Origin of the sequence: Acinetobacter sp. YH1901134 (assembly GCF_013416965.1) — a bacterium.
Taxonomy (GTDB): domain Bacteria; phylum Pseudomonadota; class Gammaproteobacteria; order Pseudomonadales; family Moraxellaceae; genus Acinetobacter; species Acinetobacter amyesii.
In genome coordinates this window covers 154,580-176,778 of the sequence record NZ_VPEW01000003.1, presented here as the reverse complement: position 1 = coordinate 176,778, position 22,199 = coordinate 154,580, and the positions used below count along the sequence as shown (strand labels likewise).

The 22,199-nt window shown below is 39.7% G+C and carries 20 protein-coding genes and 1 pseudogene; 9 read left to right on the top strand and 12 right to left on the bottom strand.

What is annotated here, in order from left to right; genetic code table 11:
• The first annotated feature begins 16 nt into the window (after positions 1–16).
• The gene (gene trpC / locus FTV50_RS02455; RefSeq protein ID WP_180023383.1) at positions 17–823 is read left to right on the top strand and encodes an indole-3-glycerol phosphate synthase TrpC; all 807 of its coding nucleotides are present in this window, start codon (positions 17–19) and stop codon (positions 821–823) included.
• A 446-nt stretch (positions 824–1,269) separates the two neighbouring features.
• Here trpC and FTV50_RS02450 read toward each other — a convergent pair whose 3' ends face one another.
• On the bottom strand, positions 1,270–1,740 hold the full coding sequence (locus FTV50_RS02450) for a transposase family protein (RefSeq protein WP_180023382.1): 471 nt from the start codon (positions 1,738–1,740) through the stop codon (positions 1,270–1,272).
• Positions 1,688–2,071 carry a transposase family protein gene (locus FTV50_RS02445; protein WP_180023381.1) on the bottom strand — a complete coding sequence of 128 codons (384 nt, stop codon included), beginning with the start codon at positions 2,069–2,071 and terminating at the stop codon, positions 1,688–1,690. Before FTV50_RS02445 ends, FTV50_RS02450 begins: the two co-directional genes overlap by 53 nt.
• A gap of 274 nt (positions 2,072–2,345) precedes the next feature.
• Here FTV50_RS02445 and FTV50_RS02440 point away from each other — a divergent pair, with 274 nt between their 5' ends.
• The 6 genes from FTV50_RS02440 (at position 2,346) to FTV50_RS02415 (ending at position 6,051) form a co-directional block, all read left to right on the top strand.
• Positions 2,346–2,819: a hypothetical protein gene (locus tag FTV50_RS02440; protein ID WP_180023380.1), complete on the top strand. Its 474-nt coding sequence runs from the start codon at positions 2,346–2,348 to the stop codon at positions 2,817–2,819.
• Positions 2,820–2,930: 111 nt separating this feature from the next.
• Positions 2,931–3,620 (top strand): Smr/MutS family protein, encoded by a 690-nt coding sequence (locus FTV50_RS02435; RefSeq protein ID WP_078191970.1) that lies wholly within the window; start codon positions 2,931–2,933, stop codon positions 3,618–3,620.
• Between the two features lie 95 nt (positions 3,621–3,715).
• Entirely contained in the window at positions 3,716–4,264 is a 549-nt protein-coding gene (gene folE, locus FTV50_RS02430; RefSeq protein ID WP_171262632.1) for a GTP cyclohydrolase I FolE, read from the top strand.
• A 121-nt stretch (positions 4,265–4,385) separates the two neighbouring features.
• A complete protein-coding gene (locus FTV50_RS02425; RefSeq protein WP_078191972.1) occupies positions 4,386–4,742 on the top strand; it encodes a cupin domain-containing protein in 357 nt (118 codons plus the stop codon).
• A 249-nt stretch (positions 4,743–4,991) separates the two neighbouring features.
• Positions 4,992–5,429, top strand: coding sequence for a hypothetical protein (locus FTV50_RS02420; protein WP_180023379.1), 438 nt, complete (start codon positions 4,992–4,994; stop codon positions 5,427–5,429).
• Positions 5,430–5,499: 70 nt separating this feature from the next.
• Entirely contained in the window at positions 5,500–6,051 is a 552-nt protein-coding gene (locus FTV50_RS02415) for a DUF4385 domain-containing protein (RefSeq protein ID WP_180023378.1), read from the top strand.
• 8 nt (positions 6,052–6,059) lie between these two features.
• Here FTV50_RS02415 and FTV50_RS02410 read toward each other — a convergent pair whose 3' ends face one another.
• From FTV50_RS02410 to hemE, 5 genes are all read right to left on the bottom strand, one after another.
• Positions 6,060–7,451 carry a diguanylate cyclase gene (locus FTV50_RS02410; RefSeq protein WP_180023377.1) on the bottom strand — a complete coding sequence of 464 codons (1,392 nt, stop codon included), beginning with the start codon at positions 7,449–7,451 and terminating at the stop codon, positions 6,060–6,062.
• Positions 7,452–7,558: 107 nt separating this feature from the next.
• On the bottom strand, positions 7,559–9,463 hold the full coding sequence (locus tag FTV50_RS02405) for a DUF4105 domain-containing protein (RefSeq protein ID WP_180023376.1): 1,905 nt from the start codon (positions 9,461–9,463) through the stop codon (positions 7,559–7,561).
• Between the two features lie 79 nt (positions 9,464–9,542).
• Positions 9,543–10,013, bottom strand: a complete 471-nt coding sequence (locus FTV50_RS02400) for a DUF3015 family protein (RefSeq protein WP_078190276.1) — start codon at positions 10,011–10,013, stop codon at positions 9,543–9,545.
• Between the two features lie 150 nt (positions 10,014–10,163).
• Positions 10,164–10,955, bottom strand: a complete 792-nt coding sequence (locus FTV50_RS02395; protein WP_373683669.1) for a DUF817 family protein — start codon at positions 10,953–10,955, stop codon at positions 10,164–10,166.
• Positions 10,956–10,995: 40 nt separating this feature from the next.
• Entirely contained in the window at positions 10,996–12,066 is a 1,071-nt protein-coding gene (gene hemE, locus FTV50_RS02390) for a uroporphyrinogen decarboxylase (RefSeq protein ID WP_180023374.1), read from the bottom strand.
• 205 nt (positions 12,067–12,271) lie between these two features.
• On the opposite strand from hemE, the gene FTV50_RS02385 reads away from it, so the two are divergent.
• Positions 12,272–13,492 carry a L,D-transpeptidase gene (locus FTV50_RS02385; RefSeq protein WP_180023373.1) on the top strand — a complete coding sequence of 407 codons (1,221 nt, stop codon included), beginning with the start codon at positions 12,272–12,274 and terminating at the stop codon, positions 13,490–13,492.
• Between the two features lie 191 nt (positions 13,493–13,683).
• Positions 13,684–14,379, top strand: coding sequence for a pirin-like bicupin family protein (locus FTV50_RS02380; protein ID WP_180023372.1), 696 nt, complete (start codon positions 13,684–13,686; stop codon positions 14,377–14,379).
• Between the two features lie 30 nt (positions 14,380–14,409).
• Here the strand turns inward: FTV50_RS02380 and FTV50_RS02375 are convergent, their stop codons facing one another.
• The 5 genes and pseudogenes from FTV50_RS02375 to atzF all read right to left on the bottom strand — a co-directional run bounded on the left by FTV50_RS02375 (position 14,410) and on the right by atzF (position 21,770).
• Positions 14,410–14,547: a hypothetical protein gene (locus tag FTV50_RS02375; RefSeq protein ID WP_180023371.1), complete on the bottom strand. Its 138-nt coding sequence runs from the start codon at positions 14,545–14,547 to the stop codon at positions 14,410–14,412.
• A gap of 527 nt (positions 14,548–15,074) precedes the next feature.
• Positions 15,075–15,485 (bottom strand): annotated as a pseudogene (locus FTV50_RS02370) (guanosine-3',5'-bis(diphosphate) 3'-pyrophosphohydrolase); the annotation flags it as partial.
• A 159-nt stretch (positions 15,486–15,644) separates the two neighbouring features.
• Positions 15,645–16,334 carry a GntR family transcriptional regulator gene (locus FTV50_RS02365; protein ID WP_180023370.1) on the bottom strand — a complete coding sequence of 230 codons (690 nt, stop codon included), beginning with the start codon at positions 16,332–16,334 and terminating at the stop codon, positions 15,645–15,647.
• Between the two features lie 2 nt (positions 16,335–16,336).
• On the bottom strand, positions 16,337–19,936 hold the full coding sequence (gene uca, locus FTV50_RS02360) for an urea carboxylase (protein WP_180023369.1): 3,600 nt from the start codon (positions 19,934–19,936) through the stop codon (positions 16,337–16,339).
• 19 nt (positions 19,937–19,955) lie between these two features.
• Complete coding sequence (gene atzF, locus FTV50_RS02355) at positions 19,956–21,770, bottom strand: allophanate hydrolase (protein WP_180023563.1); 1,815 nt, start codon at positions 21,768–21,770, stop codon at positions 19,956–19,958.
• Between the last annotated feature and the right edge of the window lie 429 nt (positions 21,771–22,199).

Genomic DNA, 22,199 nt, shown 5'->3' with positions numbered 1-22,199 from the left:
GATTAGGACACAGATCATGGTAGATATCGCCAATACAATTTTGGGTAAAATTGTTGACCGTAAAAAAGAAGAATTTGCAGCCCGTCTTAAACAACGTAGCTATAAAGATGTCGAAGAGCTAGCTCAAGCAGCTACACCTGTTCGAGGTTTTGCACAAAACCTCGGCTCTAAACGTCCGGGGGTGATTGCTGAAATTAAAAAGGCATCACCATCGAAAGGCATCATTCGTGAAAACTTTAACCCTGCTGAAATTGCGCAGCAGTATCAAGATGCTGGTGCGGCATGTTTGTCTGTTCTCACCGATGTGGATTTTTTCCAAGGTGCCGATGAAAACATTCAGATTGCACGTACGAACTGTGACTTACCTGCGCTACGTAAAGATTTTTTAATTGACCCTTATGGTGTAATTGAAGCACGCGCTTTACATGCTGACTGTATTTTATTAATTGTGGCTTGTTTGTCTGATCAACAACTCGAAGAAATGTCGAAAACTGCTTTTGAGCACAATCTCGACGTATTGGTTGAAGTACATGACGAAGAAGAACTTGAGCGTGCAATGCGTCTTTCTGACAACTGTCTACTTGGCGTCAATAACCGCAATCTAAAAACTTTTGATGTTGACCTCAATACATCATTACGTTTGAAGAAGTTACTTGAACCTTCTCGTCTACTTGTAACAGAAAGCGGTATTGCAACACCTACTGATGTAGCCATGATGCAAGAACATGACATTCATGCCTTCTTGGTCGGTGAAAGTTTTATGAAGCAGCCACGTCCTGATCAGGCGTTTAAGGAGCTGTTTGGTGTGCCTGATAATATATAAATGAAATATGTAGGGTGAGTTCGCTCACCCTTTTTCTACTTTGCATCCATATTAAAAAAATTACACATCCTTTTTATAATTTTTATTCAATTGAGAATTAAAAATAATGAAGTCGATTATTTCTTCTACTCTTCTATTCATTTCATTAATCTTGGTTTCACTACACCAGATAAGTTGGGCAAAAAATATAACTCTTTATACTGGCTCACCGTATCATATTGACCAAAATCATATCCTCTACTTTAATATTTCCACTATGCCCGAAGGCATCATTGCTGCGCAGATTGACCTAAATCAAATTTTTCCAAATATAAATACTAACGTGCTAAAGGGCAAAAATTATGATTTCAATAATAATCAAATTGAAATCATTAGTTATCAAGGCTTACCAATAGTCATTAATTACTCAATCAATACTAAAAACAAGAATAGACTTCTTTCATAATTCATTTTTTGCTCAGCTCTAAATTATAGATTCCCGCAATTAAATTGAATCTTAAGCCCAGTCTTTTTCCTCGATTACGATATCGCTCGGCAAGAATTTTGAAAGTTTTTAAACTACCAAATACATGCTCAACCCCAATTCTTCTTTTGTTGATTTCTTGATTATAGATTTTTAGTTCAGGATCCAATTTACAGCGCTTTTTTGCTTTTAATGGCAACAAGCTATTTGGATACATTGCATAAATCCCTTGATAGCCTTTATCTGCAAGGATAAAGGCACCTGCCGGAATCTGATGTAAGTTTCGTTTGAAGAGTTCGAAATCATGTACAGCACCACGATCAGTGCATAAACTCAGAATTTGCTGAGTTCTATAATGAATGATGGCCTGGACTTTGAAAGTATGTGCCTTCTTTTTGCCACTATAGCTTTTCTTCTGTTTTTTTAGGTCTTTGTATTGGAATTGCTGTGGCATCAACAATCACCACGTTCCAGTCGATGCCTTCGCCCTCAGGCAAATGCTTCGGTAAATTAAATAAATTGGACTTGATCAGGCAGTCCTCTACATGACGGACAATTCTTGAAGCAGTCGGCTCTGACACACCATAACTTGTTGCAACATGGAACAAGGTTCGGTATTCGCGCCAATAACTTAAGCACAGAAGGATTTGATCTTCTATGCTCAATTTAGTTGGTCTACCTTTAGCAGGAACATGCATTTTCAGTTGTTCAACCATTAAACATGATATGCCGGTGTATCGCTTAAACTGTGTTTCAGAAAGCTTCTTTGAATCGATATATTTCATCCGCAGATTATCCATGAATATTTAAAATTCTTCGGTACAAATAATCAGCAAGAGACTGTTCGTTTTTTGATTTATGAAAGAGGCTTAATATTGAAAATTCAACCTATTTTTCTATTTCTAAAGGACATAAAAATTCTTTATCCAAACCAATCAATATTAAATCTCACCCTATTTCCATGGAAAAATTAAATCATTTTAAACAGATTTTTTATAAAGATACCCCTCATTTATTGAAAAAGAATTTAGCTGATGAGCCATATTTAATAAATATTTCATGTTCCATGCAGCAATAAATGATTTTGATGATATGAATGATTTTTTCCAAAATGCGATAAAGAATCTGACACAGAAAAATGATATTGATAATTATGAAAAAGCCAAAAATTTGTATCTTGAATATTTAAATTTTGGTGAAAACAATGAATTTTATGATACCACCTTAATTATGGCGGCTATCGAGCACACAGATATTTCTTTCATCAAAAAAATGAAGCTGAGAAAAATAAATGAACTTGTAGTAGATGAAGTTGAACTACAAACATATTATTTCACTAGATGCTCCCCATTAGGTAAAGCTATCCGCCTAAATCAATATCAGATAATTTCTTATTTACTTGAAAAAGGCGCTTCAACCGAAATCGTGTGTATTTCTAAATTTAATGAAGAACAATCAGCATTAGCTCTTGCAGAACAATATAAAAATAAAAAAGTTATTAAATTAATTAATTCAACTTTGAAGCCCAAATAGGACTTGTAATGAATTAAGAGATCTTCTTTATATAAAGTCTTTCCAGTTCAAATCAGTGCCATTTAAGGCTATAATTGCTTTAAATTTTTGTATATTTCCCGTTTTTTCATTATGAGCAAACACGATTCTTCGCTTTCAAAAGATCAGTACAACCTACTGAAATCTTTTAAAAAGCAAATTACGAATCCACATTCCTCTACGATTGCTAAACAGCCTGAGCCAACGCCAAAGACTGTTGAACAAGAGCAGGAAGAAGACTTCGCGCTTTTCCAAAAGCAAATGCAAGGTGTTCAAAAAATGAATGCAGGAAATATTGCAAAAATGGAAAAAGTGGGTCGTAAAAAACCTGATGCGCAAACGTTGGCTAAACGTGCTGCTGCAATTGGTCCTATGGAAACAGATGATGCATTACTTTCTGATACGCAAGCGATGCTCAACCCTGTTGCCAGTCAAGCTGCTTTAAGCTATCGCATTGCAACCTTACAACATAAAGTTTTTGAAGATTTGAAAGCTGGTAATCTACGTTGGTTTGAAGCTGTCGACTTACACGGTTGCACTGTTGAAGAAGCCCGTTCTGCCGTGCTGCAAATTATTCAAATGGCGAAAGATGACAATCAAAACGTCATTAAAATTGTGCATGGCAAAGGTCCAGAAGCAATTTTAAAAACTTATGTAAATAGTTGGTTACGTCAACATCGTGATGTATTGGCATTTGTGAGCGCCCCAGAAAAACAAGGCGGCACAGGTGCTGTACTGGTTCTGCTTAAACGTGCAGAAAAGAACCCACAGTTTAAACAATAATCGGATTTAACTCCAAAAGAAGGCATTGTAATAGTTTTCTGCTACAATGCCGTCCTTGTTCAATCTCTCAGTGTAAGTGAACACGTCTTATGTCTATGCAGCAATCCTACGCAAATATCCTAACTGCCGTTGGTGAAGATCTGAATCGCCCGGGTCTTAAAGATACGCCTATGCGTGCTGCTAAAGCTTTTTCATATCTTACTTCTGGTTATAGCCAGACACTTGAAGAAGTGACCAACAATGCGGTTTTCCCATCCGATAACCGTGAAATGGTCTTAGTTAAGAATATTGAATTCTATTCATTGTGTGAGCACCATTTATTGCCTTTTTATGGCCGTGTACATATTGCTTATCTCCCAGAAGGCAATGTTTTAGGTTTATCAAAATTCGCACGTATTACAGAAATGTTTGCCCGTCGCTTACAAATTCAGGAAAACCTTACTCAGCAGATTGCTGAAGCAGTGGCTGAAGTGACTGGTGCGCGTGGTGTTGCTGTGGTGATTGATTCAGCTCACATGTGCATGATGATGCGTGGTGTAGGTAAACAAGAGTCTACAACACGTACCGTTTCTTTTGTCGGTGACTTTAAAACCAATAAAGAAGAACGTCGTGAATTTTTAAGTGCAGTTCCAGAAAGCTATTAATAGAACATTCAGCGTTAGCACTCATAAAAAAAAGCCTCGAGCTCTTGAGGCTTTTTTTATTTGTGTTTTAATGTCGCAAATCGTTTGCTTTGATAGCAAAGCACTATTTTCAGGATGAATCATGTCAGATGTATATATTGCCGGTCAGGGTTTAGCGCAAGCCAAACACAGCATAGACTTCCCTCGCCCAGATCGTTTGGTTCAGGGCAATCCTAAACGTGAAACTGCAAGCCTGTATGTACACCCCAATATGGACTGCGGGATTTGGCAATGTGAAGTTGGCGCATGGAATATTGTCTTTGCACCGAACAAACAAGAGTTTTTTACTATCCTTGAAGGATTAGTACGTATTCATGATCAACAAGGCGGATATATCGAGGTTTCCGCTGGCCAAGCGGGCATTATTCCCCCATCGTTTCAGGGCAAGTTTGAAGTTGTCGAAGCCGTCAAAAAATACTATGTGGTTGTAGAAGTTTAATCGCCCAAAATATTTATTTTGAAAAAATATCTTTTAAAAATATTGTTTGTAACCGTGCTGTAAGACTTGTAACTCAAAACTACAGCATAAAATTAATATCAATTACTTAATGTATTTCTGTTCATAAATTAAACATTTCATAACACGATTTCACCCCCCATATTCAAGATTAGTCCGTACATTGAAAACAAGATGAATCTTTTAGATTCATTGCTATTTTCTTTTTTTTACTAACTAAGGGTGATCACTATGGTAGCCGCAAAAAAGACAACTGAAAAAGATGAGAATAAGACAGCAAAAACTGCAAAAAAAAATGAGGATAAAGTAAAAAAATCAGCTAAAGCATCGAGTAAAGATTCAAACAAAGCAACAAAGAAAACTGCTGAAAAAAAATCTAAGGACAGCACTTCTAAAAAAGAAGCTGCAACTAAAGATGAAAAAGTGAAAGCTAAAAAATCTGCATCAACTAAAAGTTCGCCGAAATCTAAAGCTGACAAAAAAGAGGCCCCTAAAAAAGCCAGCACATCAAAAACAAGCACTAAAGTTAAAGATGAAAAGCCAAAAGCTGAGAAGAAAGCAACAAAAAAATCTTCAACAGCAAAGAAAACGGATGCTAAGGCAAGCAAGTCTAAGGGAGAAAGAACCAAGACGACCAAAGCCAAATCCACCAGCAAAAAGACAAAATAAAAAGTAGCCCCAACTGGGGCTACTTTTTTAGCTTAAGCTTGAAATAGAGTAAGGTTGTAATGGAGTGAATATGAATAATAAATCCATCCCCACACCTAAGCGTGTATCACGCGTTCATTCCAATAGTTTTGATTACAGTTTAGATTTTAAAAAGATAAATTTTCGCGAACACCCTGAACTTTATAGAATTGGACGTGGTGAACAAGGTGTATTACTCGTAGAGCCTTATAAATCTGAAATTTTGCCTTATTGGCGATTTGCTAATGAAGAAAAAGCCATCGAAAGCAGCACCAAAATTTGGCAACTTTTTGAAGAGTATTTAGACGCTGAAGATTTTGTCGGTGCAGATATGGCACGTAAATTTTTGCAGATGGGTTTCACACGTGCACGTCGCTATGCCAACCATAAAGGTGGTAAAAAATATGAGGGTCCAGTCCCTAATGATAAAAAAGGATTAAGTGGTGCACATGGACGTGAAGAGCTTCCAAGACAAAAAGAGGATCCCGTCAAAGCTGCTGCTGCACGAGTATTTAAACAAAAATGGGATGAAGCTAAAGTTCATCCCAAGTATGTAGAGCAAAAAGCAAAATTTTTAGATTTTCTACAAAGCAAAATTAAGTGAATATCCATTTAGGATGAAGATGATCTTGTTTGCTGATCAGTTTTAGCAACGTAAATACGGTTACGACCAGTATTCTTGGCAGCATAGAGTGCTATATCGGCAGCATCTAGTAAACGTTGATAGTCAGGATGACCATTATACTGCACACAACCAACGCTAACGGTTAAACTAAATTGCTGACCTTGTACTGTTCGGATCACTCCGTTTTCAATATATTGGCGAATATTTTCTGCAACTTTCATCGCACGGTTTACATTGGTGTCCACCAAGAGTAACAAGAACTCTTCGCCACCAATACGGAATGCATAATCGCTACCTTGGCTGTAACGCTGCAAAGCTTCGGCAATAAATTTCAGTGCAAGATCACCTGCCGCATGACCAAACTTATCATTGATCATTTTAAAGTAATCCGCGTCAAAGGCTAGCAAAGACAAAGGCGTTTCATTTTGACGTGCAAAAGTAATTTCACGTGAAATAATAGTACTAAGATAACGACGGTTTAGGAGTTGCGTCAAAGAATCATTGCCTGACTCAATATATTCAGCCACCTGAAATAATTGATCGACTAAATGCTGAATTTCACGATTTAAGTCTCGAATCTGTTGAATCAAATGTTGCAGTTGATCTTTATCCGTTATTTGTGTGGTTTGCTGCGTTAGCTCATCTACTTGATAAATTCGATCAATAATTAATTGAACCTGATCTGAACCCGAAAAAGCATATGCCGCTTTATGAATAAACCACAATCCAAATTCTGATTTTGAAAGTAAGGAATGATAAAAACTGACATTTCCCGAAAAGATTTTAAACATCAATTCATTTTCCCAATTGAGCAATGAACCACGTTGTTTATCTTTATGCACTGCCACATCTTGCATCGCTGAAAATAAGCGATAATTATGCTTGGTTTCTTGTTTTTTTTCCGTATTGATCTCATAAGATCTGCACATAATTTCTGTGCTAAATCCGATAATTTGTACAATATAACTGCACATATGGAGAATATTTTGCGTATGGTTTAGCTCTAAAATTTCAAATATTTTACGTTCTATTTCACGTACACCACGCATAATCAACCATGACGGAATGCCGACACGCGCATGCACCATTCCAACTTTTTGCTGCCTTTTAACCGAAATTTCAAAATCATTATTTAGTGCAACATTAAATGTTTCTAATAACCATTTTCTTAAGGTGTCGATGAGCCTTTTTTGAATAATATCGTCTTTAAAAAATTCAGCTGACGCTGGTTCTCTCGACATTTGTTCATAAAAAACAGTAACTAAATGCTCAACATGCTTCTGGATAAATTGCAAAGCTGCAAGATGTTCATTTTCAGTATATTGATCACAAATATCTTTCCAAGTCTGACTTAGACCTGTAATACATTCTTGATTCATTCGGTGACACAAACCACAGCTATTACAAAGCTAGCAATCATACCTTGCTTTACTTACATAAAAAAACAAATTTATTTAATATTTCACATTTTATCTATTTTTAAAAATTAATAGAAAAATACATAACTCAATTTCAATTTATTCCAATCTTGATCATCTTGTTGCTGATATTCGTAGCCTAGTCTTAAAGCATTTTGTTGGTTGACGATATATTGTAATTCAGCATCAAGTTTTAGATTCCACTGATGCACATCTTCCCAATACGGAAGCTCTGCCTGAACCAAACTGTTGAGTTTTTCTGACCAAATATTTTGGCAACCCAGTGTCGGCCCAAGGCCCACTCGCCATCCATCGTCTAGAGACTTACCGCCCTGCACCTGCATTTGAGACTGCACATAACACAAATGTGTACGTTCCTGATTGGCCCAGCTATATCCAGATTGTGCTTTGAATTCAGCAACGCCATGTTGTTTCGTTTCGCTAAATTGACCTGCATCTACAGACACTTGCTGCCAGCCAAAATTAAAACCCCAAGTTAGCGGTGTTTTAAATGGCGTGATCGGATTGTAGGAGTTGACCGATAAAAAATCAAAATGATTGAGTTTGAGTTGGTCGTCACGATATTGAATCGTGCCATCCCAAAACATCAACTGCGTACCAATCCGAAAGCCACCTTGCGGATCGATCAAATCATGATAAGCCTGACGATGACCGAGTTCGATGTATTTTTCACCTTGAACTTCGCCTACTGTAGCTGAAAAATTTCGCGCATGATGTCCATTGACTGGGTCTAGACTTGGCTGCTTAGGTTCAGTCCGTTGTTTCGGTTGCGAAGATTGACTACGTAAGGCCAAGATTTGACGTAATTTAGGCTGCGTTTCTTCCGCACTCACCTTTCTCCCAATCAGTAATAAATACAGATGGTCATACGCCATTTCTAATATTTTCGCTTGCTCTACTTCATTAAACTGAGAGAGTGCTGTAGACATGTTCTCAGGTTTAATTTCAGCGAGTTTATGCGCTTCGCGTGCTAAACGATATCCATGTTGCTGCGCTTGTGACAAAAGCTGCGTTTCTAATGCAGGACGATAAACCGCTGCTTGAATCAGTTGTTCATCATTGATCGCTTTGATCGTCTCAACGGGAATGGAAGCGACTTTAAATTTCTGGGTTAAATTCAGTGTGGGGCGAACCAAATCCATTAGGCCCAATAATCGATATGCACAGTTATCACTGGCGAAATAATAGGGAAAACTGACATTTTGCATTTCCCAAATATGTTTAACCAAATAACTGGTTTCTTGCTCGGTTAGTGCTAGCTCATATTCCCACAAATCACGACTTTCAAAATCGCCATATTCTTTCACCTTCCGGTAGTACGGCATCAAGGAATATTCGCCAGGATACTGCCCTGTTAAGCCTTTCCATGCATAAGACCAGTTATCTTCTCCAGCAACAGTAGCCGCATAGTTAATGGCATAGGACACCAAATTTAGTTCTTTTTGATCTTTCGGATCGAGACGCAATAAGGTATGTCCAAACATAGAACTTGGATTACCCATAAAGTCTGTGGCGTAGATTAATGTCGCTTTATAAGGCTTAATTTTTCTAAACCATTCATCAAACTCAGGGCAGCTCACCACTGGTAACTGCTCTGAACGGATGGATAACTCTTGCATCAGCCACTGACTACGCGCAGGGAAACGACAACGAAAGGCTTGATTAGGTTCGGCGGTTTGAAATAGTGCAGCGACATCTGCCTCTAATTCAGCTTGAGCACTTTGACGGCCATTTTCAGCTAGAAAGTAACCTGAAAAAGCAACTTCACTTTGTCCTTTATGATCTGTATATAAAAGTCGTTGCCAACTGATGTGTTCAGACAGTTTTTTTGATTGTGCAAGTTCAATATATCGCTGTAACTCTACGGTTTTAGAAGGAGTAGAATCTACAACTTGCTGAGCATATATGATGCTCGGAATCATAAAAGTACAAAATAAAGCAATTGATTTCATTCAGTTATATTCAAATCCATTTTTATATATTTTAGATAATAAAAAACCCTGCCGAGAGACAGGGTTTTGAAAGCATCGATTAAACGTATGCTTTAAGTACTTCGTCTTTTGCCATTACACTTTGTAATGAAGCAAGTACTTGTAGAGAAGACTGGTTTTCAGCTGAATAGATTTCAGCAAAATTTGCTTTAGACACAGCAAAGAAACGTGCTTTATCTGTTGATTGGATGTTTAAAAGCTCAGCCAAAACATTCAGGCTCTCACCTTGACCAACTGCCATATCACGAGCAAGTGATTCAGCATTTTCATTGGTAAATGTTACCGCTTGAGCAGTCACTGTACCAGTACCGCTACAACCTAAAGTACCAAAGGTAATACCAAGTAACTGGTTAGTAAAAATACCGTTGGTAGTCGCAGCTAAAATTTTAGGAATTTTACCTGATTGACCAGCCCAAACTTGAGAACCAACACCACAACCTACGTCACGGTCAGCAAAAGCAGCTGTAGAACCTAGTGCAACGACTGCAACTAAAGCTAATTTTTTTAACATAGCACTTCTCCAGGGAATTTTATTCCATTGTTTTTAATTATTAAAACATGTGTAATTTTGATTACACACCTGTAGATTAACTTGATCTTTCAGATAAGGCAAAACATTTTCATCTAAAACTTTTGGCTAAAAATAATACGTTCTTTTTCACTATTTTTTGAGCAACCAAGTACCATTTTCGTCACGTTTTCCAAGGATTTTGAGTACTAAAACTAGACTGAGTAATAGCAACAAATACCAAGAACCGAGTTTCCCCCAACCGACCATATGCCATGCATCGACCTGACTTGGATATAACCAAATTTGATAGAAAGTACTGATATTTTCTGCGATCCAAATCAAAAATGCCAAAATCAACAGTATTGGTAACATGGGCAACTGAATCACATGATTTTGTAATTGAAAACTCAGCTTGGTTTTCCAAAAGATCACCACACTCCAAGCAAACAAAAGCATACGAATATCTGGCACAAAAAATTTGGTCATAAAATTAAGATATGACAAAACGGCTAAGCACAGCATATTGCAAAAACGCGGTAAGTTACTGAACGACACTTGATATAGACGTAGCGAACGTGCAAAGAAACTCCCCACCGCCGAATACATGAAACCTGCAAACAATGGCACAGTCAGCAGTTTAAAAACCGCAGGCTGCGGATATTGCCATGAGGCAATTTGTGGATGGGTCAGAAATATTTCCATCCCCATTGCAAGGATATGAAACAGTGCTATGACTTTGGCTTCCGCCCAAGACTCGAGTTTCAGGTAGAGTAAACACACTTGAATAATCAGTGCATAAAACAATAAATAATCATAACGGAAAAAGCCAAAATATTCCTGACTTCCCATTGCTGCAGTTAATGCAAAAGCGATCAGCAGTAATACCCCAAATAAGGCAGCCGAAGCTGCCTTATAAGAGAACTCAAAACATGATTTTATTATCTTGACCACGGTTGAATCCTAAACCAATTTCCCTAAAGCCTTATAAATACTTGGCGCTATATTCGTGTACCGTATCAATAAAGGCTTTTGGATTGGCAGGATCTACCCACTGGGTAATACCATGACCTAAGTTCGCCACATAACCGGTTTTTTCACCATTGGCATATGCGTCATCTAACATATCACGCGTCGCTTTCGCGATTGCTTCAGGCGAACCATATAATGTTGCTGGGTCTAAGTTACCTTGCAAAGCTGCACGGCCTGCGACTGTTTGACGTGCTACATTTAATGGCGTAGTCCAATCTAAACCAAAAGCATCTGCACCCGTTGCAATCATTGGCTCTAACCATTGACCACCACCTTTGGTAAACAAAATCACAGGGACTTTGCGTCCATCTTTTTCACGCTGTAAACCTGCCACGATTTTTTGCATGTAGTTTAGTGAAAATTCAATATATTCACGGTGTGCTAATGCCCCACCCCAACTATCAAAGATTTGTACAGCTTGCGCACCTGCATCAATCTGCGCATTGAGATATTCAGTCACCGCCACAGCCAAACGGTCTAATAAGGCATGCAGCACTTCAGGTTGTGCATACATCATTTGTTTCGTAAAACGAAAATCTTTGCTTGAACCTCCTTCCACCATATAGGTTGCCAGTGTCCAAGGACTGCCTGAGAAACCAATCAAAGGAACTTGTCCGCCCAACGCTGAACGAATCGTAGTCACTGCATTCATGACATAATCTAGGTCTGATTTGGCATTAAACTTAGGTAAATTCAGTATATCTTGTTCGGTACGTACAGTTTTATGAAACTTCGGACCTTCACCTGCTTCAAAATACAATCCTAAACCCAACGCATCAGGTACAGTCAAAATGTCTGAAAATAAAATGGCTGCGTCTAAGTCATAACGACGCAAAGGTTGTAAAGTAACTTCACAAGCAAATTCTGTATTTTTACAAAGGGATAGGAAATCACCTGCTTTGGCACGTGTTTCACGATACTCTGGTAAATAACGGCCAGCCTGACGCATCATCCAAACCGGAGTTGCATCTACCGGTTCACGTAATAAGGCACGCAAGAAACGATCATTTTTTAAGGTCGTCATTCACTTTCCCAACTTAATTCGATATTCGCATCATCATATCAAAAAGGTTGTAAATATAATAACTTCTCAAGCATTTAAAAACCGATCATGTTGAGTGCCAAAAATGATATTTACACAAAACAACTACTGCATCTCCACTTTTTTTCTGTAATACTTAGCCAGTTTTTAATACACAGTAAATGAATAATTCTTAAGGTTGAATTACATGTTCGTTCGCACCATGCTCGCACTGAGCCTAAGTTGCATATTTGCTGGTACAGCTATTGCCGCATCTACTGCTGAACAACCATTAACGCCAAAAAAAGTGACTAATGTTGCAGTTCAGGATCCCATTGATCCGTTAGCGACTGAAGCTTCAGCTGCAACTAGCCAGATTAGCGCTCAAGAACAAGAAGATCTGAACCAAGCATCGCAAACTTTAGACAGCTTGCAACAATCAGAAGATGTTAAAGCCGACATCGGTGCTGCACCTGCTACAGCGACTGCTACAACTCCAACATCAACTTCGCCTGCTGCCAAAGTTGCTTGGGGTTTAAATGACCTAAATAATGCACAGTGGTATGACAACATTGGTAAAGGTCAATTCCCTGTTTATGCACGTGCGCATGTCATGCTCAATAATGCACATGCTTCACCGGGTGCAATTGATGGTACCAGTGGTAAAAATACCCTAAAGGCGATCGCTTCATTCCAACAAATGAATGGGTTGAAACCTACAGGAACGTTAACCAAAGAAACTTGGGATACACTGATTGCGAAACAAGGTTCTAAACCTGCATTCATTGAATACACATTGACTGATGCAGACTTGAAAGGTCCTTATGCAGCATCAATTCCACACGACTATGCATTACAAGCAAAAATGAAAGGCTTGTACTACACACGTGTAACTGAAATGTTGGGTGAAAAATTCCACATGGACGAAGACTTTTTGAAAAAGTTGAATCCAAAAGCGACATTTAAAAAAGTTGGTGAAAAAATCTTAGTAGCGAATATTCGTAACGAAGTTCCTGAAGATATTCACTTAATCGTTGCACATAAAGGCGCGAAACAACTTTACTTGTTTAATAGCCGCAACCAAATGATCGGTTCATTCCCGGCAACGATTGGTAGTTCAGATACACCATCGCCTACAGGTACATATAAAGTAACAGGTGTTGCACCAAACCCTTGGTACAGCTACTCACCGTCTAACTTTGTTCAAGGCAACAACAGAAAACCATTGTCTTTACCACCTGGTCCAAATGGTCCTGTTGGTAATATCTGGATTGGCTTGAGCAAAAAATCATTCGGTATTCATGGTACACCGAACCCATCTGCTATTTCTAAAACTGCGTCACACGGTTGTATTCGTTTGACCAACTGGGATGCAAATGACTTAGGTAAGAAAGTGAAATCTGGTGTGACTGTTAAATTCTTAGAATAATTTTAGTCATATTTTAAAAAGCCTGCTTCTTGCAGGCTTTTTTATAGTTGCCCCTTTATGCATAACAAAAGACTCAATCTTGGCTGAGCGTTGCAAAAATAGGATGAATTGTCGCTAAAAAACTATATATACCGATTTAGTTCAATCTTAAAATAGGCATATGTTCAATAATTAAGATAAGGATGAATGCCATGAATGCTTTTTTACATCCAAGTGAAAACCGTGGTCACGTAAAAATGGGCTGGCTTGAGTCTAAACACAGCTTTTCTTTTGGTAACTGGTATGACCCGAAATACATGGGCGTTAGTGCGCTTCGTGTAATTAATGATGACTTAATTGCTGCGCATGAAGGTTTTGGTCAACACCCACATGACAACATGGAAATTTTAACGTGTGTGTTAAAAGGCACCATTACGCATAAAGACAGCATGGGCAACCATGGTGGCATTTCTGCGGGTGAATGGCAGCTCATGAGCGCAGGTACAGGTGTGCGCCATAGCGAAATGAACCAAGGTGATGAAGATGTACATTTACTACAAATTTGGATCGTTCCAAATGAACGTGATGCTGAACCGACCTATCAACAAATTAAATGCGATCCACGTGATCAACCCAATCAATGGCATTTAATTGTCGGTCCAAATGACAATGCACCTATGCATATTCGTCAGCAAGCGGAAGTTAAATCTGCATTTTTGACGAAAGGTCAATCTTTAGAGATCCATGCAACGCAGCATATCAACTATATTCATGTTATTTCAGGTTCAGTGCAAATTGCTGAACATAAAGTTGAAGCTGGTGGTGCAATTGCGTTCTTAGAAGATAGCCAAATTGAAACGCTTGAAGATGCTCAAGTGATTTGGTTTGATTTACCCGAAGTAAAATAACGAAAAAGCCCTCAAATGTGAGGGCTTTTTTTATGCAGCTTGGCTAAGGCGTTCACTGCGTTTATATAACCATATCAACACTAAAGACGGAATAATAAATCCAGCAGCCACCATGATGCCATGTAGGATTGAGGCATAAGGTTCAGCAAGCATGGCCAAATGTTTCATTGGAGATGTCAATGGATGGAATCACTTTAAAAGTCTCGAAATCAAGCATTTCGAGATATTCTTAAATGACACTCAGCATCTAATTATCTATATAAGATTCATCAATCAAAGGTGATTTTATTCTATTGCTGATGCAATCTATCTAATCAGCCTTCAGTTTCCACGCGATAAAAATGATTTTGCATAAAGACGCCAAACATAGAAGCAAATAATTGCCGATCTTGTTCAGCTTGAAAGATGCCCCCGAAATAGTCCCGATCTGTGGTTAAAATTAAATCTAAGAATGTTGCCTGCTTGGGAACGGCACCCTTTCTTTGGCAATATGCAAAATATGTACTGACATCTTCAAATAAAATCCACCACTCCTGTGGACTTCCAATCTGAACGCCACCTAATGAATGCTCTAGATCAAACATCGCATTAAGCAGATATTGAAAATTTTGCTTTGAACTTTGAAATTGAAATCTCGGATAATCTGTTGTTAGATTTAAATCGATCAAATGTAAATGGACGCTCCGAGCACGCTCTAATCTACTTTTAACTTTTACATATTGTTGATAACGACGTCGATCTTTTGCTGTGACCAAAGTTAAACGAGACAAATCCATATTGTCGTGTAAATCACTGAGTTTTACTTCACACGCAATTGCATTTTTAGCAGTACGCTGCGCAGCTTGAAATCGGTTCTCACCGGCTGTTTTAGTCAGTGCTAGTATCGCGTCGATAATATGGGCTTGAAAACCCATAGCACGAAGCTCATCCGTCGTTGTCGCAGTATCTTCTAAAATGTCATGTAATACAGCGACGATTTTAGCATCGGGATGTTGCACATTTTGCATCACACGAAGTGGATGCTGAATATAAGCTTGACCCGCTTTATCGACTTGTCCGAAATGGCGTTCAGTCGCCAATGAAATCGCGTTTTCTAAAGTTGAAATAAAGAATCTCCCCTTCGTGGTCTTTTTTATTTTTCTCCATCATATTAACCAATGAATACATCTATTTATAGCTCTAAGTACGCCCCTAACGACACAGATTGACTCGTAAAATACATATCTACCGTGAATTATCGTGAGCTAGATCTTTTGCAAATAGTTCTATGCCATTCGCGCCAACATTTCCAAAGTAATTTTTTTCACCTCTTCTTTACTTTGCTGAATATGGCTGCGCATTTTCTCTAATGCCGCTGTCACATTATGCACAAGGATCAATTGTAAAATCTGTTGATGCTCTGCATAAGTGGCTTCAATTCGATAATCTTTAGAAAAATCTAAACGGCGAATAATACGGATTTTTTCACTGACGTCTCGATGCACCTTTGCCATTTCACTATTACCGATTGCTTCAAGCAATTGGCAGTGAAATGCTTCATCTTGCATCGATAAAGTTTTTAAATCATGCAAAAACTGCTCAGGCGGAATACACCACACATTTACTAAGTCCTGTAAAGCCTGTTTGAGCTGCTCTGATTCCATTTTACAGAGCTGCTCAATGGCATAGCATTCCAGCAAAATCCGTAAATCGTACAGTTCTTCGTAGGCTTTAAAATTGAGTGGCTTCACTTCCCAACCGCTGCGAAAATGCACCCTTACATAACCATCTTGCTGTAAACGGTATAAAGCCTGCCGTACGGGTGTACGGCTGACTTCATACAATTCTGCAATTTCAGATTCGGTAAAACGTGCACCAGGTTTGAGCTGAAAATCAAAGATATCGTTTTTTATTTTTTGGAAAACCAGCTCAGACAAGTTGTCTGAGCTTTTCCCAACAATGGTGGTTGTGGTCATGTTTATTCCATATAAACCAGCGGCTCACCGCTATGTACCGTTTGTCCTGCACGGCAGATAATCGCTTTCACGATACCATCATCATCGGCATAGACTGGAAGCTCCATTTTCATCGCTTCAATAATGGCTACAGTCTCACCTTTCTTCACAGACTGTCCAGCTTCGACAAAAATTTTCCAAATGTTGCCGGTCATCGATGCATTTAAAGCTGCATACTGGCTATAGTCGGTATCATCTTGCAGGATTTCCATTTCAGCAGGTGCATCAAACTCATCTTTCCAGCGTTCAACTTCAGTTGTAAATGCCTGCTGCTGCTGTGCTTTAAATTCGGCAATACTGTCCTTCTCTGTTTCCAAAAAGGCTTGATAGGCTGCAAAATCAAATTCAGTTTCTTCAATTTTGATTTCCGCCACACCATTGGCAAAGTCAGCACGGAATTGATCCAGTTCAGCTTCGGTTACTTCATAATATTTAATTTGATCAAAGAAGCGTAAGAACCATTGCTGATCGCCAAACTGTTTGTTCTTTTTAAACTTATTCCAAATAGGCAGTGTACGGCCAATCAATTGATAACCGCCTGGTGAGTCCATGCCATAGATACACATGTACATACCGCCAATACCCACTGTGCCTTCTGCAGTAAAAGTACGTGCAGGGTTATATTTCGAGCTGAGCAAACGATGACGCGGATCAATTGGAACGGCACAAGGTGCAGTTAAATACACATCACCCAAACCTAAAATTAAGTAATTTGCATCAAAAAGAATGTCTTTGACTTGCTCACGACTGTCTAAGCCATTAATGCGCTGAATGAAATCGACGTTATTTGGCAACCAAGGCGCTTTGGCACAGACACTTTCTTGATAACGTTCCACAGCACCTAAAGTGGCCGAGTCCTCAAATGCCATCGGCAAGTGAATAATACGGGATGGAATCTTGATTTGGCTCAAATCTCTCATCTCATTTTCGAGTCCTAATAAGAACTGGATTAAATTCGCTTGGCTGAAACGCAATCCATCATATTTAATTTGCAGTGAACGTACACCTGGTGAAAGCTCTAAAATGCCATCAATGGTCGCTTCACGAATGAGCTGCATCAGTCGATAAACACGTAAGCGTAATGCAAGGTCGAGAACGTTTTCGCCATATTCAAGCAAGATGTAACTGTCACCTGCCTGACGGTAGACTGCTTTCGGCGCATGTGCATCTGCTTCACGCACAGCCAATATCCCTTCAGGCTTACACTCAAAATTCGCCAACGCTGACTTTTCAGGCGCTTGGGCAAAGCTTTGGATATCGGCAATTTGCTGAACTTCCAAGGCATTGGCTTGCTCAACGCTCATCGGATAGAAACTAATGCTGTCATCTGCCTTAAGTTGACCAATTTTCCAAAGTTCAGCTTTGGCAATTGTCACTGGGCAAACAAAGCCACCGAGGCTTGGGCCATCTTTCGCCAAAATCACGGGAAAATCACCAGTGAAGTTAATCGCCCCAATAGCATATTCACAGTCATGCACATTGGATGGATGCAAACCTGCTTCACCACCATTTTCACGTGCCCAGCTTGGTGTCGGGCCTGTTAAGCGAATGCCTAAACGGTTTGAGTTAAAGTGTACATTCCATGTTGAAGCAAAAAATTCTTCAATATATTTAGGTTTAAAGAAATCTGGTGCACCATGCGGACCATACAGCACACCAATTTTCCATTCTTTGCCATAGCTTGGAATACGCTCTGCAGCTAAAGCTTGCGGTGCTGCTGTTGCAATTTCCAATCCATCTAAAGGCAAGCTTGGATTGACCATTTTAATCATGTCACCTGCACGCAGGACTCGCCCTGCATGACCACCAAAATTACCCAATGCAAAGGTTGAGCGGCTGCCTAGATATTCAGGCACATTTAGTCCGTTGCGGATTGCAAGATAAGTACGGCAACCCGACTCAACTTGTCCAAGTACTAATGTTTGCCCTGCTTTGATGCTGATCGGTTGCCAAAAATCGACATTCACACCATCTAGAGTCGCGCTACATGGCGCACCTGCAAGGGCTACAATGTTGTCTGCATGAAATTTTAGACTCGGCCCTTGTAAGGTAAACTCAAAACCTGCTGCCGATTTTGGATTACCGACAATTTGATTGGCCAACTGAAATGCATAATCATCCATCGGGCCTGATGGCGGTACGCCGATATCCCAATAGCCCACACGCCCCGGATAGTCTTGAATCGAACTTTGCGTGCCCGGTTGCAGCACTTCAATTACATTTGGCACATATTTAAAATCATCCAGCAGACGTGTCCAGATTTGCATATTTTCAAAGCGTGCATCTGAAACTACGGTATGTGCATAGTCTAAGTTGGTGCTGATGCCATTCAAGCGGGTTCCCGCCAAGGCTATTTTTAACTTAGCAATCGCACTGTCTCGGTCTGCCGCATGCACAATAATTTTGGCAATCATCGGGTCAAAATATTGTGAAATTTCTGTGCCTGTAGATACCCACGTATCCACACGGATGTCTTCAGGGAAATATACATCCGTGAGTACACCAGGACTTGGCTGGAAGTTTTTCACTGGATCTTCCGCATAAATTCGTACTTCAATGGCAGCGCCATTGGGCTGAATATTGCTGAGTTTTTCCCAATCTAAAGCATCACCTGCCGCCACTTTCAGCATGCATTCAATCAAGTCTAAGCCCGTCACCATTTCAGTGACTGGGTGTTCAACCTGCAAACGGGTATTCACTTCAAGGAAATACACTTCATCACGGGCAGCATCATAGATAAACTCAACCGTACCTGCGCTGCGGTATTTCACCAATTGACCAAGCTCTACAGCAGCACGGTGCAATTTTTGACGTGTTGCTTCTGGTAAGTGCGGTGCAGGTGTTTCCTCAACGACTTTTTGGTTACGGCGCTGCAAGGAACAATCACGCTCCCCAAAAGCAACGACTTGACCTAAACCATCACCAAAAATTTGTACTTCTACGTGACGGGCTTTATCGACAAAACGTTCGAGGAAAACACCCGCATCTTTAAAGAACTGTTCGCCTAGACGCTTTACACTTTCATACGCATCTTTTAATGATTGTTCATCATCACAGCGGGTTAAACCAATACCGCCACCGCCAGCGGTGCTTTTCAACATGATTGGATAACCAATCTCTGCAGCCGATGCGAGTGCTTCATCCAAATTTGCCAATAAACCTGTACCCGGTGTCATGGGTACATTGGCTGCCGCAGCCAATTCACGTGCACGATGCTTCAAACCAAACTCTAAAATTTGTTCAGCCGTTGGCCCCATAAAGGCAATGTTATTTTCTTCACATGCACGGGCAAAGTCGGCACTCTCTGACAAAAAACCATAACCGGGAAATATTGCTTCAGCGCCAGTTTGTTTGGCTGCTTGAATCAATTTTTCAATACTTAAATAAGTCTCTGCAGGCTTAACACCTTCAAGCGACACCGCCACATCTGCATCTAACACATGCTGTGCATAACGGTCTGTCTCTGAGTACACGGCAACCGACTGAACACCGAGTTTCTTTAATGTACGAATCGCACGAACAGCAATTTCACCACGGTTTGCAATTAACACTGTTTTAAACATGATTATTTCCCCGAATTTTTTAATTTGATTTTGCTGTTGTTGCTTGCAGTGATTGGATATAGGCGCGCCAGCCACCAAATTCACTAATATTTTTTGCACCGTTTAGGCCATAGGGTTCGCAAATAAAGCCTTTCACCCAACGTCCATCGGCAAGCTCGACATTGCCCATACCGAGCGGTGTTGGAATTTCAGCGACAAATTCACCAAAGCGTGCTTTTGGAATATCCCAAAGCTCGACAATAATTTTTTGACCCGATTCCTGACGTGCTAAAGCTGGTTTCGGCGGTACAGTGCCCGGCAGTGCATAGAGGGCGTAATCGGCAGAAGTGGTTGTGGTTTCAACATGCACGGCTTGACGTGTTGTCAGTTGGAAATTGAGTGGCATACCTGTGAGATGTGCGCCTACAACTGCAACTCGAAAATGCTGCGCGGATGGTGCAGAAATGACTGAAGCTGTTTCAGGCAATGTTTTCGCTACTGCACCGAGTGGTAATTTCAGTTGCTTTTGCCATTTTTCTGCAAAGTCTGCTAATGCTGTATCGTGCCAAGCTGGTGCGATTAAAGTGATTCCAAAAGGCAAGCCATCGGCACGGAAGCCTGCAGGAACAGCGATGGCACTTAGGTCAGCTAAATTGGTAAAGTTGGTATAGGTGCCGAAGTGGCTATTATTTTCAATTGGCGCTTCAGCCATTTCTGCAAGTGTGTGAATGGTTGGCGAGCTTGGCACCACTAAGACATCAAATTGCGCTAAGGTTTGCTGAATGTCTCGAGCCAATTCTTGCTTTAAATATTCGGCGTTATAAGCATCAACCGCAGTGTACTGCTGACCTTTTTGAATAATTTCTAAAACTGTTGGATCAAAGTCTTGTACCGATGTTTCTAATAAATCTGCAACTGCAGCAGTTCGCTCTGCGACCCATGCCCCTTGGTAAAGTTGGCTCGCCAATTGACTAAAAGCACTGAAATCAATTTCAGTCAGTTCTGCGCCTAAGTTTTTTAATTCAGTCAGTGCTTGCTGAAATGCATCCGCCGATTGAGCATCGCCAAAAAAATCTAATTGTTTTGGAATGGCTAATTTTAATTGAGCGCTGAATTTTGCAGGTGCTGTTGCTGGGTTCACACGTGAATAGCTGTCGCTTACATCAAAACCTTCCATAACATTTGCCACAGCAGTTGCATCAGCGACGGTTAAAGCAAAAATTGAAATACAATCGAGGCTCTTACAGGCAGGCAATAAGCCTGTATTTGAAAAGCGGCCTTTGGTTGGCTTTAAACCAACAATATTATTAAAGGCTGCGGGAATACGCCCTGAGCCTGCTGTATCTGTACCGAGCGCAATCGGGACTAAACCGCGCGCCACCACACTGCCTGAACCGGAGCTTGAACCACCGCTTACATAGTCAGGATTAAAAGTATTTGGTACTGCACCAAATGGCGAACGTGTACCGACCAATCCTGTGGCAAATTGATCTAAATTAGTTTTGCCTACAATAATCGCACCCGCTTGTTTTAAGCGTTGCACCACATAGGCATCTTCAGTTTTTATGTCCGTAAATAATTTAAACGCAGCCGTTGACGCAAAGCCCACCACATCAATATTGTCTTTCACTGCAATAGGCACACCAAATAAAGGTAAGGCCCCAGCATTTTCGATTTGTTTTAAAGCGTCAATCTGTGCAGTTAATTGTTCTATAGAAGCAATTGAAATCCATGCTGGATCTGCATAATCAAATTGCTCAACCAAGGCATATAAGTCTTCCAATTGAATTGTGTTATTCGCGTAGCCCGCTTTCCATTCTTCTAAAGTCCAGCCTAAAGTTTTTATTGGGTTCATTGATGTGCTCATTCTTGTATCCAAGTTTGAATACTATGTTGCACACATCATGCCAACTATAATTATTCTTTATTTTTCAAAATCTTAAAACATTAAACCAATCATTTACTTATTGAATTTGTGATGTACAAAACGATAAGTGTTCTATTAAGTTTCCAAGCTCCACTATTTTGGTGCATGACTTTTAATATCGTGTTTTCAATAGATTCTTTTCATTTAGATGCAGATATAAATACAGTGAACTTGATATTGCCACTCTTAATAAGCTTTCAATTTAAATGTTTTGTATAACTTGGAATAAATAACCAGCGAAACATTTTAAATTTAATATTTTTGGAAACAGATACATCAATGATGGCGAAAGCAATAATAGTCTTAGAGATTGATAGAAGTGAATAGAAATATAAAAAAAGCAGTTGATTTGCAAAA

Excerpts from the sequence above, each read along its gene's own strand:
- trpC (WP_180023383.1), top strand. The coding sequence starts at position 17 with ATGGTAGATATCGCCAATACAATTTTGGGTAAAATTGTTGACCGTAAA.
- FTV50_RS02450 (WP_180023382.1), bottom strand. The coding sequence starts at position 1,740 with ATGCCACAGCAATTCCAATACAAAGACCTAAAAAAACAGAAGAAAAGC.
- FTV50_RS02445 (WP_180023381.1), bottom strand. The coding sequence starts at position 2,071 with ATGAAATATATCGATTCAAAGAAGCTTTCTGAAACACAGTTTAAGCGA.
- FTV50_RS02440 (WP_180023380.1), top strand. The coding sequence starts at position 2,346 with ATGTTCCATGCAGCAATAAATGATTTTGATGATATGAATGATTTTTTC.
- FTV50_RS02435 (WP_078191970.1), top strand. The coding sequence starts at position 2,931 with ATGAGCAAACACGATTCTTCGCTTTCAAAAGATCAGTACAACCTACTG.
- folE (WP_171262632.1), top strand. The coding sequence starts at position 3,716 with ATGCAGCAATCCTACGCAAATATCCTAACTGCCGTTGGTGAAGATCTG.
- FTV50_RS02425 (WP_078191972.1), top strand. The coding sequence starts at position 4,386 with ATGTCAGATGTATATATTGCCGGTCAGGGTTTAGCGCAAGCCAAACAC.
- FTV50_RS02420 (WP_180023379.1), top strand. The coding sequence starts at position 4,992 with ATGGTAGCCGCAAAAAAGACAACTGAAAAAGATGAGAATAAGACAGCA.
- FTV50_RS02415 (WP_180023378.1), top strand. The coding sequence starts at position 5,500 with ATGAATAATAAATCCATCCCCACACCTAAGCGTGTATCACGCGTTCAT.
- FTV50_RS02410 (WP_180023377.1), bottom strand. The coding sequence starts at position 7,451 with ATGAATCAAGAATGTATTACAGGTCTAAGTCAGACTTGGAAAGATATT.
- FTV50_RS02405 (WP_180023376.1), bottom strand. The coding sequence starts at position 9,463 with ATGAAATCAATTGCTTTATTTTGTACTTTTATGATTCCGAGCATCATA.
- FTV50_RS02400 (WP_078190276.1), bottom strand. The coding sequence starts at position 10,013 with ATGTTAAAAAAATTAGCTTTAGTTGCAGTCGTTGCACTAGGTTCTACA.
- hemE (WP_180023374.1), bottom strand. The coding sequence starts at position 12,066 with ATGACGACCTTAAAAAATGATCGTTTCTTGCGTGCCTTATTACGTGAA.
- FTV50_RS02385 (WP_180023373.1), top strand. The coding sequence starts at position 12,272 with ATGTTCGTTCGCACCATGCTCGCACTGAGCCTAAGTTGCATATTTGCT.
- FTV50_RS02380 (WP_180023372.1), top strand. The coding sequence starts at position 13,684 with ATGAATGCTTTTTTACATCCAAGTGAAAACCGTGGTCACGTAAAAATG.
- FTV50_RS02375 (WP_180023371.1), bottom strand. The coding sequence starts at position 14,547 with ATGAAACATTTGGCCATGCTTGCTGAACCTTATGCCTCAATCCTACAT.
- FTV50_RS02365 (WP_180023370.1), bottom strand. The coding sequence starts at position 16,334 with ATGACCACAACCACCATTGTTGGGAAAAGCTCAGACAACTTGTCTGAG.
- uca (WP_180023369.1), bottom strand. The coding sequence starts at position 19,936 with ATGTTTAAAACAGTGTTAATTGCAAACCGTGGTGAAATTGCTGTTCGT.
- atzF (WP_180023563.1), bottom strand. The coding sequence starts at position 21,770 with ATGAACCCAATAAAAACTTTAGGCTGGACTTTAGAAGAATGGAAAGCG.